Source organism: Pseudomonas rhizozeae, assembly GCF_031583775.1.
GTDB lineage: Bacteria > Pseudomonadota > Gammaproteobacteria > Pseudomonadales > Pseudomonadaceae > Aquipseudomonas.
The window spans coordinates 204243-222861 of record NZ_JAVLSB010000069.1 but is presented as its reverse complement, the minus strand read 5'-3'; the positions used below and the strand labels follow the sequence as shown (position 1 = coordinate 222861).

The 18619-nt window shown below is 61.9% G+C and carries 7 protein-coding genes; 1 reads left to right on the top strand and 6 read right to left on the bottom strand.

Going from position 1 to position 18619, the window contains the following annotated elements; translation table 11 throughout:
• Position 1 precedes the first annotated feature (1 nt).
• From RG836_RS24520 to RG836_RS24495, 6 genes are all read right to left on the bottom strand, one after another.
• Positions 2-4306: an Ig-like domain-containing protein gene (locus RG836_RS24520; protein ID WP_310850281.1), complete on the bottom strand. Its 4305-nt coding sequence runs from the start codon at positions 4304-4306 to the stop codon at positions 2-4.
• Positions 4299-8408 (bottom strand): Tc toxin subunit A-related protein, encoded by a 4110-nt coding sequence (locus tag RG836_RS24515; RefSeq protein ID WP_310850280.1) that lies wholly within the window; start codon positions 8406-8408, stop codon positions 4299-4301. Before RG836_RS24515 ends, RG836_RS24520 begins: the two co-directional genes overlap by 8 nt.
• Before the next feature lie 68 nt (positions 8409-8476).
• A complete protein-coding gene (locus tag RG836_RS24510) occupies positions 8477-12091 on the bottom strand; it encodes a Tc toxin subunit A (RefSeq protein ID WP_310850279.1) in 3615 nt (1204 codons plus the stop codon).
• Positions 12092-12216: 125 nt separating this feature from the next.
• Entirely contained in the window at positions 12217-15291 is a 3075-nt protein-coding gene (locus tag RG836_RS24505; RefSeq protein ID WP_310850278.1) for a hypothetical protein, read from the bottom strand.
• Between the two features lie 392 nt (positions 15292-15683).
• Positions 15684-16043 carry a PilZ domain-containing protein gene (locus RG836_RS24500; RefSeq protein WP_310850328.1) on the bottom strand — a complete coding sequence of 120 codons (360 nt, stop codon included), beginning with the start codon at positions 16041-16043 and terminating at the stop codon, positions 15684-15686.
• A gap of 228 nt (positions 16044-16271) precedes the next feature.
• Complete coding sequence (locus RG836_RS24495) at positions 16272-16649, bottom strand: tetratricopeptide repeat protein (protein WP_310850277.1); 378 nt, start codon at positions 16647-16649, stop codon at positions 16272-16274.
• Positions 16650-16821: 172 nt separating this feature from the next.
• On the opposite strand from RG836_RS24495, the gene pyk reads away from it, so the two are divergent.
• On the top strand, positions 16822-18273 hold the full coding sequence (gene pyk, locus RG836_RS24490; RefSeq protein WP_310850276.1) for a pyruvate kinase: 1452 nt from the start codon (positions 16822-16824) through the stop codon (positions 18271-18273).
• Positions 18274-18619: the final 346 nt, after the last annotated feature.

Here is an 18619-nt window from a genome sequence, read left to right as displayed (position 1 = left end):
GCTAGACCACCTTCAAGGTCGTCGACAGGGTCACGCTGCCCACCGGGTTGTCCACGGCTGACTCAACCACCACATTGCCGCTTTGCGTTGCCGGGTATTCAATGGCTGCCCATCCCTGTTCATTGCTGTATGACTGACCCAGCACGGCGCCGTTGGCCATCCATTTCACCAGGATGCCTGCCACCGGCGTCGTCAGCCCTTTGACCACTTGAACCCGGATCGCCGATGACTGCCCAGGCTGGATGATCGCGGGCAATGGGTAGATCCCACGCAACAAGACCGCAGGCAAACGCGCCACACGGATGGGCTGTATCTTGACTCCCGGCAGGCCCGATGCCAGCGAAGCCACCAGTTCGAACTCACCGACCGTTGCGGTCGTGAAGGTCAACGAAGCAATGCCGCTGGCATCGGTGATGGACACCGGCAGCGCCTGCCCGGCAAAACGCCAATTGATGCTGATGCCCGGGAACGGCTTGCCACTGGCCGAGTCAAGCACCCACAACCGGGCGTGCACTTGATAGCCCGTGAAGCTGTGAGCTCTGTCGCAGACAAGCGAGTCAAGAACCGGTATGACTTGACCCAGGCCCAGCGACGCCATATCCCAACCGGCCAGCCCGCCTTCCACCATGGCCACTACCACATTGTCCGATTCGGCGACCCCATTGAAGGCCAGCCATGCATATCCCTGTGCATCGGTGGCACTGGACGGCAATCGGCTGCCGTTGAACTCCCACATAACGCTCACGCCTTGCAGGGGTTCACCCGTTCGACTGGATGCCACGTTGACCCGCACCCGTGCCGACTCATGGCCCGTGCCGCTCACTTCCATCAACTCCACGATTTTGCGCGGCTCGTTCAGGGTAAAGTCTCGCGACACCGACTCCGAGTGCAACGCATCCCCCGCCGTCGCCGTCAGCGACGTGATACCGGGAACCCTCGGTTTGAAACGTATCCGCGCAACGCCATAGAAATCCGTCACCGTAGTGACTTCTCCCAACTCGGTGCTGCGCCAGATCACCTCGACACCGGCCATCGGCCTGCCACTGATGGACGAGACCACCGTCACCTGCTCCTCCAGGACCTGGCCCCAGTCCAGTTGCTGTTCGGCATGGCTGCTGACCTGAAAACTCACGGTTTGTGAGCCAGGTCCCTGGGACATGGCATTGGCCGGCGATAACTTGGCCAGCCTCGATGCCGCAAAGCACAGGGCGAAGCCGCCGTCCCGTTCATCACCCACCGCAAATTGGTAACGCAGTCCCGCCTCGGTAAAGTGCCGGGGCTCACCGAGGGCTCCCTGATTGAACGTGATCCCCAACTCCCCAGGTCCGGTGCCCGTCATGCCGAGGCTCAAGTCGCGACCGAACAGCGGGCTGTGGTTCGGCGCACTCAGTTCGAAGGTGTGCCGGCCCCTGCGCCGGGGAAAGCAGGTTTTCTCTCCCCACGTCACGGGCGGCGTCTCATCAAAACTGATCTGCAAATCCTCCCAGGGGTCGCTCGCCAATGCCGTGACAGCTGTGGACTGACGGGCGACTTGGCCGTCGTAACGGCTGTGCACCGAAATCTCTACGTCATAGTGCTGAGCACTTTGGGGTTCAAAGGCAAAACCGGACCAGCCATCCGCATCGGTTTCGATCGCCCGGGGCTGCCCTTGCACCGTCCAGCCCACCGGCACCTGGGCGACGGGTTGGCGGGTGAAGAAAGAAATCACCTGCGCCCAGATCCAGGTGGGGTCTTGGCCGACGATCGGATCGACCAAGGGTGTATTGAGGGTCTCAATCCGCAATTTGTTATGGTCCAGACGCATCGTCGTGGCCGCCGACGCCTGCGCCAATGGCGGCACCTCCAGCGCCAGGGCGAACTCACCCTGTTGAGGGCTGCGGGTGAAATCCAGTTGCCATTGCACACCGCCATCGCTGAACACCAGCAGTTGGTCCAACGCCGGAGTCACCGTGGCATTCAACTGTTCGCTGGTGGTGCCTGACCAGATCAGCCGCGCATGCAATCCCACCAACGGGCTCAACGCGTTGGGCAAAACGCTGAATCGGTGCGAGGCCCCCAGGCATGGGTACAGCGTGTCGCCGCCCGGGACGGCGTGAATCTGATCGAGTGCGGCACTCAGCTCATCCGCCAGGTCCAGCGAGAGCAAACGCCCGAACAGCGAACGAGGTTCCAGTCCGGCACCGGTAAGGCTCAGATAAAACAGTGCGCTCTGGCTGCTGCCCACCAATGAACTGACTGGCCATCCCCAGCCAGTGCCCACCGCCGTGGGTGGGCCGATGCTCAGCCCCGGGTTGTTGACGGGATCGACGGTCAACCCCAGTGGCTGACCCTCCACCGGGCTGCCGGGCGTTGGCATCACTTTGAAGCGATGCGCCCCGCCCCGCCGACACACCAGCCCCACCTTGGCCAGTTCGACCGGTTGTTCATCCAGATAGAACTCGACCAGGCCTCTCCATGGGCTGCTCGCCACGGGCGTCACCTCGAACCCGCGCACGATTGGCACCATTTCCGCATGGGCCCTGACGTTGGCGTTCAAGGTGTAATCCCGAGCCTCGGTCGGCGTATCCCGCACACTGGCCCAGCCACCCGCACCGGTAATCGTGGACACGATGCCGTTGGGTCCCTCCCAGTCCACCAGCGCATTGACCACCGGTTCGCCGTTGCCGCTCGCGATCCTGTGCAGCACTTGTACCCGCAGCAGCACCGACTCCTGTTCGTCGACCACCGGCGACCTGTTACTGGCGCGTATTTCGCCGATGTCGACCAGGTTGCGGGCCAGGGACATACGCTTGGCCGGCGACCGCCGAAGCAGCCGCGAGCAGCTCAGGGACAGCTCAAACCGACCATCGAGCCGGTCATCGCAGGCCAGGCGCCATTGCGGTTGCGCACCGGTGACCGGCACCGGCGCTTCAAGCGCAGGCTGCACGTGCACACCCAACTCTTCGGCACCGGCACCGTCCCAGTGCAACGCCAGCTCGCTGCCAAGCAAGGGGCTGTCCGCCGGCAGTTGCAAGGTCAGCAGATAAGTCGAACCGCGATTGGGGTAACCGGTCTTTTCCGCCCAGGGTGTTTCCAGCCCATCGGTCACCACCCGCACGTCCCGCCAAGGGTCTGTCGCCAATGCCTGCACGGGCAATTGATGAGTCACGACACCGCTGGCGTAATACAAACTTTCCACCGTCGCCTCGATAAGGTGCAGCCCCGCCGTTGTCGGCTGAACATTGATGAAGGCCCAGCCGTCGTCATTGGTGTCGACCGGGTCATCGAGCGGCACGCCGTCAATGCGCCAAGCGACCTTACACTCGCGCAGCGCCTGACCGGTGTAGAACGAAACGATCTGCACCCCGAGACGGACCTGCTCCTCATATTCCACCACCGGGTAATACGCCGCCTCCAGTACCTCGCGCACGGCCAGCCGATGGTGCCCCAGGGAAACATTCATCGAATAGGCGTCGGCGCTGTACTGATTACGCAGTGTCAGCGATGACGACGTCCATGGCTGATCGTCCAGCCATGGACAATCGATGTGCCACCCGGCACTCAGGGGCTGGTTCGTGCCCCACGGCGGGGTGGCGACAATCGCCTCTTGAGGATTGTCCTTCAGGCTCAGGGCCCCCCCAGTGCCGGCCCACGGAGAACCCGCTTGCGGCAGAAAAACCAGCTGATGTTGCAGAGAACCGACAGCCCCCAGGCACACATACAACGGACGATCCACCGCGCGGGGTTCGCCGTCGAGCATCACCTGCTGCAATTGCAAGGGTGGCAGGTGCAGACGCAACCTGAGCCGGGCAACGTGGATTCTCGAACGGATGCCGCTGCCCGGATCCGCCGGGCTGAAGATGCTGACGCGAATCTGATCGCCGGCGACGACGGCCAATGGCAACTCGCGCTCCGTCTTGATCGGCCGAAACGCCAAGGGCTCGGCGTCATCCGCCTCGGACTGTTGCGCATCATGCCGTTGCGGGTGTGTGGGCTCGAGGGGTAACTCGAATGTTTCTTCGCTGCGCAGTATTTCCAGCAGCAGCCTGCCCGGCGCCGTGTTGTAGGTTTCATGCAGAAAGCTGAGGACATAACGGGTATCGGCGCTGGCGGTCTTCGATGCCGTGATCACTTGGCTGACCGATGCGCCGTCACTGGCGATCAGGTAGCGGATTTCAAAGGCATCCTCCTCCGGGTCATTATATTCAGTGCTGCCCGTGGCGATGTTGCTCGGGTTGGTCGGCCCTTTCACCCAGTGCTGCGTGCCTTCGCCGAACTCGCCATTGAGGATCAGGTTTTCGTCGGCCTGAATGATCGGCTCACTCATGATCGATTGCTCCCACATCGGCTCGCTGCGCAGCAGGTGATTCGGCGGCGGTCACCAGATTGCGCACTTTGAGGGTGAACGAAGCGTCACCCGCCCGCGCGGTATAGCGCACTCGTAGAATGACGTCAGTCAATGAGGCGAGCATCGCCTGTTGCGGCGCCTTTTGCGGCCAGGGCCAGTTCAATTGCCAGGTCGAAATCGCACCGGTGCATTCGAAGGGGTTGAGCAAGCCTTCGTCGGGTTTGGTTGCGGTCATACCGCTGTCGGCGAAGCCGGTCGACAAGGCGATCTGCTGCCCGCTGCGCAAATTGATCTGGATATCCACCGGCGCGACTGCCGCCGTCGGTGCATACAGGTATTCCACCGAACGCGTCGAGGCTTTGGTTGCCGTCAGGCTACTGATTTGCAGCAAGGTGGCCTGGACATTTTCGTAAGGCCCGGCCAGCACCGGCAGGTCGACTTCCACCGAACTGATCTGACGGCAGTAATGCCCGGGGTGATCGCGGTCGAACAACAGTTGGCCGAGTTTGAATTCCAGCCGGCCGGTGTTCTGCAGTTCCTCGAGCGCCAGCTCCCAACTGGCCGGGCCTGTTTGCGGGTCAAGGGGATCATCGAACAACTGCCGCAGCGACACGGTTTTGATCAATTCCAGACGCCGTTCGTAGCGTTGCAGGTATTCACGCTCCATGCGCAGCAGATACCCGCGCAAATGCTCGCCCGCGGTCAAGCCATGGCGGTTATCGAGCCAGACCTGGGGCAAGGGAATCTGCGTGTCATAGTCACCGGTCTCGGCACTCAGCGAGGCCTGGGCATTGATGCACAAACCCACCACCGCATCGTAAGCCTGGTAATGCAGCGCCTTGAATTGCCCCACCAGCCAGCCGAACAATTCAGCATTGGTCGCGCGCTTTTGCAGAAAGTTGTAGAGCACCAGCGCCTGGCTGTTGGCGCGCTGGGTTTGCTCCAGGGTGGCCTTGGCGGAGGCGACGGCATGGGTCTGCGCAGTGATCTGCTGGGTGATCGCATTGACCTCGGCGAGCGCTTGATCGCGCTGCAATTGCCAGTCGTCGCGACGCCGACGGTACGCTTCAGTGGTGGCGCTTTTTTCCGCGTCCAGTTGCAGCAGCGTCGCGGCCAGGTCCAGGCCATGCACCACCGCATCGGGCAGTTTTTCCAGGCGAAACCCGCCACTGGCCACACCAAAGATGTTCGGCGCCACCGCCGCCACCGCGCCGGAGAACTTAATGGCCTTGGTGGCAAAGCTCAGGCCTTTGGCTTGATGCAGGGCATTCATGACACTGTATTCGACCTCGGTAATGTTCTGCTCATAACGCAGGTTGTAGGCGTCCGCGCGCGCTTGAGCCATCGCTCGGCTCTGCTCCAGGGCGCTGACACTGGCCTCCAGTTGCAAGATGTTGTGTTCCTGTACGCTTTGCGCGTAAGTCCCCAGATCCACCAACTGGCCTTGTTGCAATTGCTCCATCTCAGCGCGGTCGTGCTGTTCCAGTAAGCGCAGTAACTGGCTGCCATGGTCTTGAAGGGTTTGCACCGCTCGCAATGCGGTCTCGAACATGATCCGCCAACGAAATGCCACCACCACCAGACGCCCGCCCATGGGCCGCGGCGAACCGATCCCGCCGGCCGCCAGGTCGCGCAGCAATTGATTCGGGTCAGTGGGTGGGCTGAACAACGGGATTTGCAACGGCTGACCATCCAGGGTCAGGTTGTTGCGCAGGTTGTACAGGCGCCGGGCAGGCTGTTCGAACAGGTCCTGCAATTGCTCGTTAATCGGCAGCTTGAACGGTTCGCTGGCCAGCCGGCCGAGCAACGGGGCGGACTTGGCTCGCGCGGCCAGCTCGCCGACATCGAGGGCAAGGGATTGCTCGAAAACCTCCAGCGCCGTTCGCGAGGTTGCCGTGCTCAACAAGTCGGCCACGGTCGTCGGTGTCCAGCGGTTGACCGTGCGCGCCGTGGGCGGATTGCCCATCAGGAATTGCGCCTGGACGTAACACAACTTGGCCGCCACCAGGCTGTCGCGGCTGAGCTGGCGGTAGTACCAATCGCCCCAGGCCATCAGGTTTTTCACGTACTCGGTGAAGGCCACAATCTGGAAGTGCCTGGGGTTTGAATAACCGATGGCATCCGGGTCGGTCGGCCCCTCTGCTTCGTATCCAGGGTTGCCTGTCGTGGGATTGGCCAGCGGCCGGCAGCGCCAGTAACGCGGTTTTGCCGGTTGTGTCTTCGCGTCAGCCGGGGCCTGCGGGTCAAACAGGTGATGCAACCAGCCTTGCGCTTCGGCGTAGCAATCTTCGGCCCGCAGCCGCGCCGTCACCAGCAACGGCAAGTGGCAATGCAGCTCCCAGAAAAACAAGCCGTTGGCACCGTCGAACGGCCCGTTGCGCTCGCTGATTGTCCCGTCAGCGGGCGGTGGTTCGGCCCGGTGCTGCATCGACCAGTCCAGCACCGCATCAACTGAAATGGCCGAGGCCTGCACCAGTTCGGGACCGTGCAGGGAGTTGAGGCGAACATACGTGAGCCACGGCGCCTGCTGATTGAAGTTCAGAAATTGCGCGCCCGAAGGGTCACTGCGGCTCAGCGTCGAGGTGACAAAACCCGGAGTCTGGGCGAGGGTCAGCACGTACCTTTTGCGGCCCAGCCCGTCGGCCGCAGTGAGACCGCCGAACTCGAAGGTTACCTCCGAGGTAAAACTGTTCCGGCGCACCTCCATCCAGGGGGTGCGCCATCCGCCCTTCTCGGGGAATGATCCGGTGCAGGGAGCAGGGTCGCCGCCAGCAGGATTCAGCAGTTTCAATTCGAAGCTCTTACTGGCGTCCTTACCAACTTGATTCTCCAGACATTCACCACACACCAGCAACACGTCCTCTTCCCCGGTGCCGGACGTTTTTTTGCTGCGTAACAGCACCGCGTGCAATTGGTAAAACGCGGTCAGTTTGCCTGGAGGATCGACGGTATCCTTAATGGTCGGCCGGTTCACCGACAGGATCGAATGCTGCACCGTGTCACGGCTGACAAACCGGTAACCGGCCAGCAGGTCCATGAACTTTTCATCACTGGCGATCGGGCTAAACAACACGTCCCGGGCGGCGTACACCTTCCGGCCGGCGGCCTCTGGCCAGCGCAGCATCACGCACAACTTGCCTTTGGGATGAACCTCGTCCACGACCGCAGTGGCTATCAGCCGCGCGCCGTTGGGCATGGTTTCGTCGCCTTCGCTGCTGTGCAAGGTCAGCGGCCCCGACCATTGGCAGTTCTGGGTCATGAACGCGACGTTGATGTCCAGCCGGTGCGGCGCATAATCATCCTCGCCCTTGGTTCCGCGCTTCTCCCGCCAATCGGCCCAGACCACGCACAGGCGTCCGCTCCAGTACACCGGCCGGATGTCGAGCACCTGCTCGGTGGCGGGAATGTCCACCGGCTGCCATTCGCCCCAGGCGGCCGGGTTGACGGACGTCGACGACGACTCAAGGGCGATATCGGCCTTGCGCCAGAAATACTGGAACGGCTGCACCCGCTGCCGGCCTATAAAGTAGTAATCCGCGCGAGTGGCAGAGGCACCGTCGATATAGCCGCTGGTCACATCGAGGTTGCAGGTCTGCTCGAACGTTTGCAGGTAATCCTGCAGGGCCAGTTGTACCGAGTCGGTGGTCAGGCGCGATTGGTTGAGGTTGCTTTCCAGGGCCTTGAACAGGCTGGTCTTGCGCTGACGCACGAACGGGTTGATGTAGTTTTCCGGGTAGGCGGCGATCATTTGCAATGCCGCCCAGTCCGGGTAGTTGCTGTAGAGCTGCCATAGGTTCAGCTCATCCTGATCGAACTCGACCTCGCTGTAACCCGGCTCCAGCTTGCGGTACACCGCGTGGATGTATTGCTGGGCGCAACTGATGGCCTCGGCAGCCCAGGAGTTCTGCACCGCGTAGCTGTCCAGCGGGTCGAGGCGCAGCAGCTCGAACAGATCCGCCGGGGTCCTGACGAATGTATAGGTGTCGTTGGGGGCAGCAGCCTTTTTGACTTGGCCAATGCTGTAGTCGACCAGGGCTGAGCGACGCTGTTCGAGCAAACCGGCGATGCTAATGCGATCCATGATGCTGTCCTCAGTCGTGAGTCGATGGCGTACGGCGCGGCGAGCGACCGCAGCCGTCGCCTGGCAGGTCAGGCGGCCGGGCTGCCCGGCAAGAATGTGATGGGTTCGAAATCCAGCCCCGTGTCACTGCTGCCGCTGCGCACCTTGAATCTGAAGGACCCGCCCGTCGGGCTGGAGACGAAGGCACGCGCCAGGCCCTCTTGATTGGTGACGGCGCTCGCACGGATCAGCGCCTCGCCGCTCGTAGGTGAAACGGGCTCGTAGCTCCAGTTGACCGGTGAATTTATGCCACGGTTGTGATAGTCATCCTCCATCACCCCGTACAACTCGACTTCAATACCCGGCGGAACGTCATACTCCGGCACCCCGGAAGCGAGTGCAGGAGGGAAGTCATAGGTACTACTTTCGGCAATCACGGCCACCGCCGGCGCGGGCAGTTTTTCGCCCATGTCCAGCCAGAACAGCGGTGTCTCTTCGCCCTGAATCTTGCCGGGAATAAAGTGCGCCAGCACCTCTCCTGCCGTGGAAGTCGCGTCCTCCTCGATCGTGCCCAAGGTGGCTTGCCAATGCACGAAGACCCCGATCATCGGTGTGCCCTGCATGTTTGTGACCGTCACCTTGTAGATGACTTTTTCTCCCGGCTTGCCGGCAATCACCGAGTTGCTTGGACTGGCCAACTCACAGGTAATCTGGACGGTCTGGGCGGGCTCGTCGCCGGCCAGCGCCAGTTCCGGCCGCGAAATGTCGGACAGGCTCAACACGGCCTTCTCGGCGGCCACCTCATAGGCTTCTTTTTCGACCGCAGTGGCGGCGCTAGCCGGTAGCTGGCCGATCAACAGCAGCGTGCGCGCATCCATGCCGCTGCGCGCCGCCAGGGTGCGCATACGCACCAGCATATCGAGCTGTTGCAAGGTCCTGATCAAGGGCTGGCCGATCGAGTGGGCACACTCCAGCACGTCCTCGCTGCTCCAGCCGAATAACACCGCCAGCCGGGCAGCAGCGGCCTGCCTGGCGAGTGCCCAGGCATGAGCTGACAGCCTCGGAGGCGCGCCAGCAACGATGTCCTTGGGCAACCGAAACGCGTCGCGCAGGTAGTCCAGCAACGCAGCCTGCGGCTGTTCGCTCAACGTGAAGGCGTGGGCCAGGGTGGCCAGGTAATAGAAGGTATTGAAGGACACCGCCAGCGGATCGGACTGGGTGATCCACTCGCGATTGCCGTAGTCGAGATAGTCCTGCAGCACCTCCTCGCTCAACGCCAGCTTCAAGACGATTTCACTGCGCCGGCGCACCTGCGCCAGCTGCAACAGAAACGCATCGCCGTCGTAGACCCGCGCGGTACGGCCCGGGATCTCGAGCTCCGGGCGCGGTCGCGTCAACACTTGCCGCAAAAAGCTCGACACCCTGCCACCGGCCCAGGTCAACACCGGAATCACCTGTTCCGAGGCCAGGCCGGTGTGTACCGCCAGGCATTCCTTGACCACCGACCGTTGCGCAGCCTCGGCCCGCAACAAGACGCCGAGCATGACCTCGACGATGGCGGCGCTCTCGGCTTCGTAGCGTTCGCCCAAACCATCCCTGACTGCTCTTAGCAATTCTTCACGAGCAAAGCCCGGATAATTTTCCTCCTGCGACAGTTCGGTAATCACCAACCCGTCGGCGTCGACCAAGGCGCTGAGCAATTCCAGCCAGTCGGCACCGGCAGGCAGCGCCGGCACCCCCGCCATCAGCAACTCGGCGTTACTGAGCAGCGCGCCGGACAGCAAATTGCGAACCTGCTCGAACAACTGCCATTCGGCGGCGGTTTCTTTTTGTGAGTCGGCCGGCTCGCTCACTTGCTGCACCAGCCAGCGCACCTCGATGTCGTGTTCGCGGCACCAGCTCACGCAGGTGTACAAGCCTTCAATGACCACCAGCACATTGGCGTTATTCGCCGTGTGCGCCTGAATCTTCGGCACGCCGGCCAGCGCCTTGACCCAGCTCTCGCCGCCCAGCACGGTCAACAGCAGCACCCCTTCGATCGGGGTGATGCCCAACAGCCGGGACAACCGCACCAGGCGATAGAAACCCGAGACCACCGGCAGAGACCGCGCCAGTTTGCCGGCGCCAGAGCTGGTGGCCATGGACACCGCTTGCGCCACGAAGCTGTAGGTCAGCAGGTCGATCCCCAGGCCACTGCACAACCGGCTGACCGTCAGCTCCGATGTACCCGGCACCGGCAAGATGTCGAACAGCGCGTTATCGAGCGTGAGCGCATCGCGATAATCACCCTGCGCATTGAACACCCGGTCGAACAGCGAAGGATGATCGCCCCGCCCGTAATACGACATTTCTTGGATAAACGCGGCAAAGTCCTCGGCGCTGCAGCCGTAACGTTCGCGCAGGGTTTGAAACAGTCCCAGGGCCTGCACCCCGCCCTCGGTAATGGCGTAAGTCGTATTGGCCGGCAGCTCGGCCTTGATCGCCGCAGCCAGCAGTGCATCGGTCTGCTCGGGAGGCAATCCCAGCCATTGGTCGAGACGCAGCTTGCGGTTCATGCGATCAATCGGACCGATCAGGGCGTTTGTCAGACGATGTACTGGTGTCGCAAATTCGATATCCACCCACGCGGCGGCACTGGCGCCGGCATTGATGTAAACCGAGCCCGCGCGGATGTCCGCCGCCTCGCTGCTGGGCGGTCCGTTGACCGACCGCACCGGGGCGAATCCGCGGATCGATAGCAGTGCTTCGAGTTGTTGGGCATCGAGCTGGGTGCGCTCGCAAAAAATCGGGACTTCCCGGTAGCCCTCCGTTCCCGCTGTATCGATCACGCCGAAATGCCGCTGGTAAAACGTCAGCTCTTCAGTGGCAGGCGATTCGGTCAGTATCAAGCGCTGATAAGGCCCCAATCGCGAAGCCAGTAATCGGGCGCGGGCCGCATCGATGTCCACGGTGGCAGGACTGAGGAAATACGGAAACCCAAGGTCCACTCGCTGCACAAAGTCACCGATCGTCAGGCCGTTGTGCCGCGCCACATAGTCCAGGCTGACCCCAGGCTGGAAGTACGGCAGTCCGCTGGGGTAGCGGGCCGTCGACAGGGCCTCTTCCAGGTTTAGGGTGGCCGCACTATGGGCAGTGATAAAGGTTTCAAGCACCTCTACGATGATGTCCACGGCGGACACCGGCTGGTGCACGGCATTGAAGTCGATGGACAACTGGCTGAGGTCGGTACGCCGACTGGCCAGCGTCAGTTTGTCCGCTTTGCCTTGCGGCTCGATTTTGTCTCTGATCCAAACCAGCAAATCGATCAGGTAAGCCACCGGTGAGTAGCACGATTCCAGGGCATCCGGCGGGCTCAACTCCGCGAAGTTGACGTTGAACAAGCGCTGGAAGCTCGGCCCTTCCACCATCGACAACAACCCGCTCTGCGGCCCCGGCGCGGTTGCCGGATCGCTGAACAACGTGTGCTCGATAAACTGGCGGCGCACGTAGATCGCCAAGGCATTGGCCTGCTCCAGGAAAGCCTTGGCATCGTCCTCGGTCAGCGCATAGGTCCGCACCAACCCGCGAACCCCTTGCTCCACCAGCGGAAAAATCGACCCGTCGCTCAGGTAGGTCGCCAGGCCGGCGTAACGCTGGCGCTGCGACGGCTGGCTGAACGCCTGCTCGAACAATTGCAGCGCCGGACGACTCTGGGAGGTAGCCATGCTCAAACTCCTTATGCGGACAGCGGTAAGCGTCGAACAACCCGGCTGGGTCGGACCGTCAGCGAGTCAGGGTTATTTGGCCGCTTGGGCCGGCTAGCGTCTACTGTCAGAACTGACAGTAGACGCTACCTTCCGTCGGCCTCTGTAGCCGTTCGGGTGATCCCGGGCAGCGCCGGCACCACCTCGAAACGGCGGCTGTCGGCCCAGTCGGACTGAATGGAATCGCCTCCAGTGCCAATGACCTGGCGGAATCGCACCCAATAGCCGCCCTGGGGCAGCCTTAACGTGGACTGGCTTCGCCAACCGTTGGCGGTCACCACAATGTCCTGGACCAGTTGGCGCTCGGGGTTGAACCAGCTCACCAGCTCGCCTACGCCCGGTTGACCCTGGCCGGCAAAAACCACCGGATCGGTGACCCAGCGTCCCGGCGCCGGTACCTCGATACTCGGCACGTACGGCCCTAATCGCACCGGCCGTGGCAATGACGGGCTGGAGTGAAATTCACCGCTCGACGCCGTCGCGATCAGGTCATGGTTGCCCGCGGAACCCACCAGTTCGACCGCCACCGACCAGGTGCGATCAGCCAGTACCGGCGCACGCCCCAGCACCGTTTGCGGTGCGCTGCCCAGCGCCACCGCCACCGTGTCTGCGGGATAGCCGAACCCCGACACCACCACCTGACGCCCGACTGGCGCGGCGATTACCGGGCTTTCGATGGTCGGCGCCAGCGGCACCACGCGAAAAGCCTGCGCAAGGCTGTCTTGCGATTCGCGGCCCGCGAAGGTCTGGCGAGCCCGCAAGCTGTGCCGGCCGATCTCCAGCGTCACGTCCCGGCGCTCCCAGCGTCCGTCGTTTTGAACCCGGACGTCGGCGAATAACGGCGCTTCGACGCCCAGCAGCCACACGGTAACCATGGCGCCGGGCAGGCCGGTTCCGGAAACGGTCCCGATGCGCGGTTGTGTGCCGTCCGGGGCGGGCACCTCAATGACCGGTGGCAACACCACCACCCTGAACGTCAGCTCGGCGCTGGGTTCGGACTGTCTCTCCCCCATCACCTGCACCGCGGTTACGGTGTAGGCACGAAACGCCAGGCCGTCGAGTTGCGCTTCCCAGTCGCCATCCACGACCAGGCTGGCGCTGGTACCTACCAGCCCGCCGAACTGTGCATCGTGAATCTCGATTTGCCCGCCGGCGATCCCTCCTTTACCTTTGACGAGCAGGTTGCGGCCCACCTCCTCACCCGGAGCGGGCGCCGTGAATAGCGGTTGGGGCAAGAACCGTTCGAGCGAGAACGCGCGCCTGTCCTCGGGCGAATCCTGCCCGGCCGCGCGCTGGATGGCCGTCACGTGGTGGGTGATATCCACTGCAAACGGTGTATCGCGCCGGAACGTCCATTGGTCGCCGTTGACGGTCGCCTGATGGGTCTGGGCACTGTCACTGAACCACAGCGTGACCAGCGCGCCGGCCCAGCACGTACCCTTGAAAGTGGGGGATTGCTGGCCGTCCTCGATGGTGCTGATCTCGGTGATGACCGGCGCCAGAGGGCCAATGCTCACTTCCAGCGCCACCCAGCCCTCGGAGGTTTGCCCGTCCAGCGTCTGTCGCAGATGAACCATGCGCTTCCAGGTCGGCCCCCACACTTCAGACGCCGTACTGGACCAGCTTCCACCGCTCACCCGTGCATCCGGCGCGACCTTGCTGCCGCCGCCGGGGTTGTACAGCTCCACCGTGGCGCCGGTGTAGCCACCGCCAGAGAATACCGGTGTGTAATCGCCGGTATAACTGACCGTGGGTGGCGGCAGCACCACGACGTAGTCGAAGGTGTATTCCGTGGAAAAAATCCAGCCACCGCTCTTATCGGACACCTTTTGCGTGGCGCGGAAACTGTACTGGCCGGGCGGCCAATTGGCGGAATCCACGCTCCAGGTGCCGGCACTGCTAACCGTGGCCGATGGTAACGTCTGCGAGCCCGGCCCGCTGACCTTGTACACGTCGACGGTGGCGCCTTTGTAACCTGTGCCCGAGAATCTCAGGCCGGCATTGGCCAGCGGCGCAACCGTGACCGAGGACAATCGCGGTGGGCGCACCTTGAAAATGACCGTGTTACCGCGCGACGAAAAAACGCCTTCCGTGCCCTGCCGCGCTACCAGAGTCACCAGCCCCGGATCAACCGTGATGGAACCGCTCCAGCCAGGCGGGTCAAACACCCCCGCTTGCCCGACTTTGGTAGTGTTAAAGTCATTCAGAATCTCGACCAGGGCGCCATGGAGCCCATTACCCCCCCTGATAGTGAAGGTTGTGTCGACGGTGCTGGGGGGAGTTGTGATCGTGGGCCTACCCAGAACACGCACGGTTAGGGGAGGCGAGTAACCATGGCGAAAGCCTGGTAACGAGTACTGGGCTTCGACGATCAATGTGCCACTGGGCATCAGCTTGCCCGGGGCTTCCCATTCATTTCGCGAATTGGTAGAGACCGGGTTGCTGACCGCTTCATAATGATTGCTTGCCTTGACGACGCCGATATTCCACTCGGAATGAGCGGTGCCTCGGAAAACCAGCTCATCGCTAGACACGAGTCGGTGGGGTGCCGGATAGGTAATAAGAGCGCCGGTGACGTTGAAAAAAACTGACTGGCTATAGCGCGTCGTGAAGCCTGGCCGACTTTGCTCAACTTTGATCGAGCATTGCCCAAAGCCCAGCGGTCGATTCAAGCGAACGCTCCAGCTATTCGCTGTTGCGGTAAACGTCGGGCTTAACACCTCGTTGGTGTCAGCCCGAAGGATCCTGAGCGAACAATTGCCCCCGCCGACTCCCGAAATCAGCGGCATCTGGTCGTCGTAGATAAACTCGTCACTGCCTGGGCTCTGAATGACGGGGCGGTTACTGATCCAGATACTCGTTTCATTCGCCGGCGAAAAATCATTCCTTAAACGCCACCATGTTTTGATTTGCCCATGACCCGGATTAAGCGACACGAAAGTAAAATATGTAGGGACCCCCGCGTCATGCCATTGGCCATCACGGTAATCAATACGAACCCCGTCTACGGAAAAATCCGCCCAAACCTGGTGCGTGCCATCCCAAGGGATACGAAATCTCAGCCCAAAACGTTCGTCCTGGATACTCCGATTGGGCGGACCGATGATCTCCAGGGGCGAGGGGGCCTTTGGGGCAGGCGCCTGCGTTTCTTCGTCGGCCATGACTCGCTCCTCACCAGGGAATGGTGCTTTGCTTCGTCACCTTTTTTAGGCCGGACGGCTGAGAGCGTCTACCTGTAATAACTGACAGTCGCGACCAACGGTCAGCGACCGTGGGCGAGCTAAAGATGGGTTGACTACAACGCTGTGCGCCATTGCCTACAAGCATTGAGCCGGTGTCCGATTGTGCCGGCTGACGCCGATTAGCTACTTTGGCACCCGTCGCTGATCACCAGCGATCAGGTCGTCGGCCGGAATCAAGCGGGTACGCGACGCCTCGTCAGGACGGGTTCCCCCCTATCTCCCGGCTTGATGCTGGCTGAGCAGCGGTATGTTCAGGTGTGCCGCAGTGCCTGTTTTTTCCGGTCGACTGGCCTGTCCGGCAGCGCCGAAGCCTAGGCCGACGCCGGCAGCGGATGAAAACTGAAGTAGGCGCGCAACGCACTGACCAGTTGCCCGTATTCCGGCGGCGAGCGCAGCAGGGCGAAACCGGCATCGTAATGATGCGGCGTGGCATCTTCATGGCACCACAGGCAGCAAGCCATCAGGTCGATCACCTGGTGGCAACCGTCGCCAATGGGGATTTTCAGACGCAAGCCAAATTCAGCGCCGATCATCATCGGCAACTGGCTGATTAACATCAGGCCGTCCTCGGACACGTTACCGATAAAGCCGATCGGCTTGTCCGTGACACTGTTGAACACTTTCAGAAAATACGGCAGCTGGTGCCGCTCGATCCTTCGCTCGGTGAACATAGTGAGCATCGCTATAGAAGGCCCTTCAGCAGGACCGCACTCATGCTTCGGAACGAGCCTGGCTCACAGGCACGCTCTCCCCGATCCTGGTGCCAAGGTCCGCACGACGCCTTGGCTGACTGCTGCCGATCACAGGTGTGGCCGCCGCTTGGACAAACCTTGTACAGCGACGTATGGAAAATATAGCTCAAGGCCGGCGCTCGGCCAGCCTTTGCTTGCGACGAAACGTCAGAAACGTGTCGGGCGCACAACAGCGGCGGCACTGCGCGTTGGGTAATGGCCCAGGCTCTGCAGGGTCTCCAGACGGGCGCGGGCGCGGTAGGCGTATTCGCTCTGCGGGTAGGAGGCGATGATGTACTGATAGGTCTGCACGGCATCGACGAACAGCTTCTGCCGCTCCAGGCACTGGCCGCGCATCATCGAGACCTCCGGCCACACGTAAGGGCGGGCGCGACTGGCGCGGTCAACCTTGGACAATTCGAGCATCACTTGCTCGCAGTTGCCCCGGTCATAGGCGCTGTAGGCATTGTTCAAATGGTGGTTCATCGACCAACGGGTGCAGCCCGTGGCGGCAAGGGCAAGGACGGCAATGATCACGAATCGCATGGGGGTTCTCCTGTCTTGAGCTCTGTATCGACCCGTAAGCCGAAATCTTCAGGACCGTCGACCGCAAAGTTGCAACGTTCAATAAAGAAACTAATAAGTAGTGCAAACGAACAATGACTACACCTTCGGACCATAGTAGCCTCACTCAGCGCTTGAACTCAGGAGTCTTTGCATGTCCGTCCGTCGTACCAAAATCGTCGCTACCCTTGGCCCGGCCAGTAACTCGCCGGAAGTTCTCGAACAGCTGATTCTCGCTGGCCTGGACGTCGCCCGCCTGAACTTTTCCCACGGCACCCCGGACGAGCACAAGGCTCGCGCCAAGCTGGTGCGTGACCTGGCCGCCAAGCACGGTCGCTTCGTGGCTCTGCTGGGCGACCTGCAAGGCCCGAAAATCCGCATCGCCAAATTCGCCAACAAGAAGATCGAGCTGAAGATCGGTGACCAATTCACCTTCTCCACCAGCCATCCGTTGACCGAAGGCAACCAGCAAGTGGTCGGCATCGACTACCCGGACCTGGTCAAGGATTGCGGCGTCGGCGACGAACTGCTGCTCGATGACGGCCGTGTGGTAATGCGCGTCGACACCGCCACCGCCACCGAACTGAATTGCACCGTGACCATTGGCGGTCCGCTGTCTGACCACAAGGGCATCAACCGCCGCGGTGGCGGCCTGACGGCTCCGGCCCTGACTGAAAAAGACAAGGCCGACATCAAGCTCGCCGCCGAAATGGAAGTCGACTACCTTGCCGTGTCCTTCCCGCGCGACGCCGCCGACATGGAATACGCCCGCCAATTGCGCGACGAAGCCGGCGGCACCGCCTGGCTGGTGGCGAAGATCGAACGCGCCGAAGCCGTGGCTGACGATGAAACCCTCGACGGTCTGATCAAGGCCTCCGACGCGGTGATGGTTGCCCGTGGCGACCTCGGCGTGGAAATCGGCGATGCCGAACTGGTGGGCATCCAGAAGAAAATCATCCTGCACGCACGTCGCCATAACAAAGCGGTGATCGTGGCCACGCAGATGATGGAATCGATGATCCTCAACCCGATGCCGACCCGCGCCGAAGTGTCCGACGTGGCCAACGCCGTGCTCGATTACACCGACGCCGTGATGCTCTCGGCCGAAAGTGCTGCCGGTCTCTACCCGCTGGAAGCGGTGCAAGCCATGGCGCGCATCTGCGTCGGCGCGGAAAAGCACCCCACCGGCAAGACCTCCAGCCACCGCATCGGCAAGGAATTCACCCGCTGCGACGAAAGCATCGCGCTGGCGACCATGTACACCGCCAACCACTTCCCGGGCGTCAAAGCGATCATCGCCCTGACCGAAAGTGGCTACACCCCGCTGATCATGTCGCGCATCCGTTCCTCGGTGCCGATCTACGCCTACTCGCCACACCGCGAAACTCAGGCGCGCGCAGCGATGTTCCGTGGCGTGTACACCATCCCGTTCGACCCGGCTTCGCTGGAGCCGCACGAAGTCAGCCAGAAAGCGATCGACGAACTGGTCAAGCGCGGCGTGGTGGAAAAAGGCGACTGGGTCATCCTGACCAAGGGCGACAGCTACCACACCACCGGCGGCACCAACGGCATGAAGATCCTGCACGTGGGCGACCCGCAGGTCTGAGTGACCGACCGCTGAAAATCAAAAGCCCCGCCATGTGAATGGCGGGGCTTTTTGTTTTCCGAGCTTGCAGATGTGTCGCCTGCACTGACGCCTTCGCCAGCAGGCTCGCTCCTACATTTGGACTTGAGTACATCCGGATTTTATTGGCTGACCGGTAGACCGTCTTCGCGAGCAAGCCCGCTCCCACAGGTTTGATTTGGGTACATCTGACAGAGGTTGGTTGGCTGTCAGACTGCCATCACTGGCAAGTCGAATCGTGCACCGCAGCTCCCACAGTGTCCGCGTATATCTCAAGGATTGCGTACCCCACCAGGTCGAGTGTCAACTCGCCGCGCTTTTGATCTTG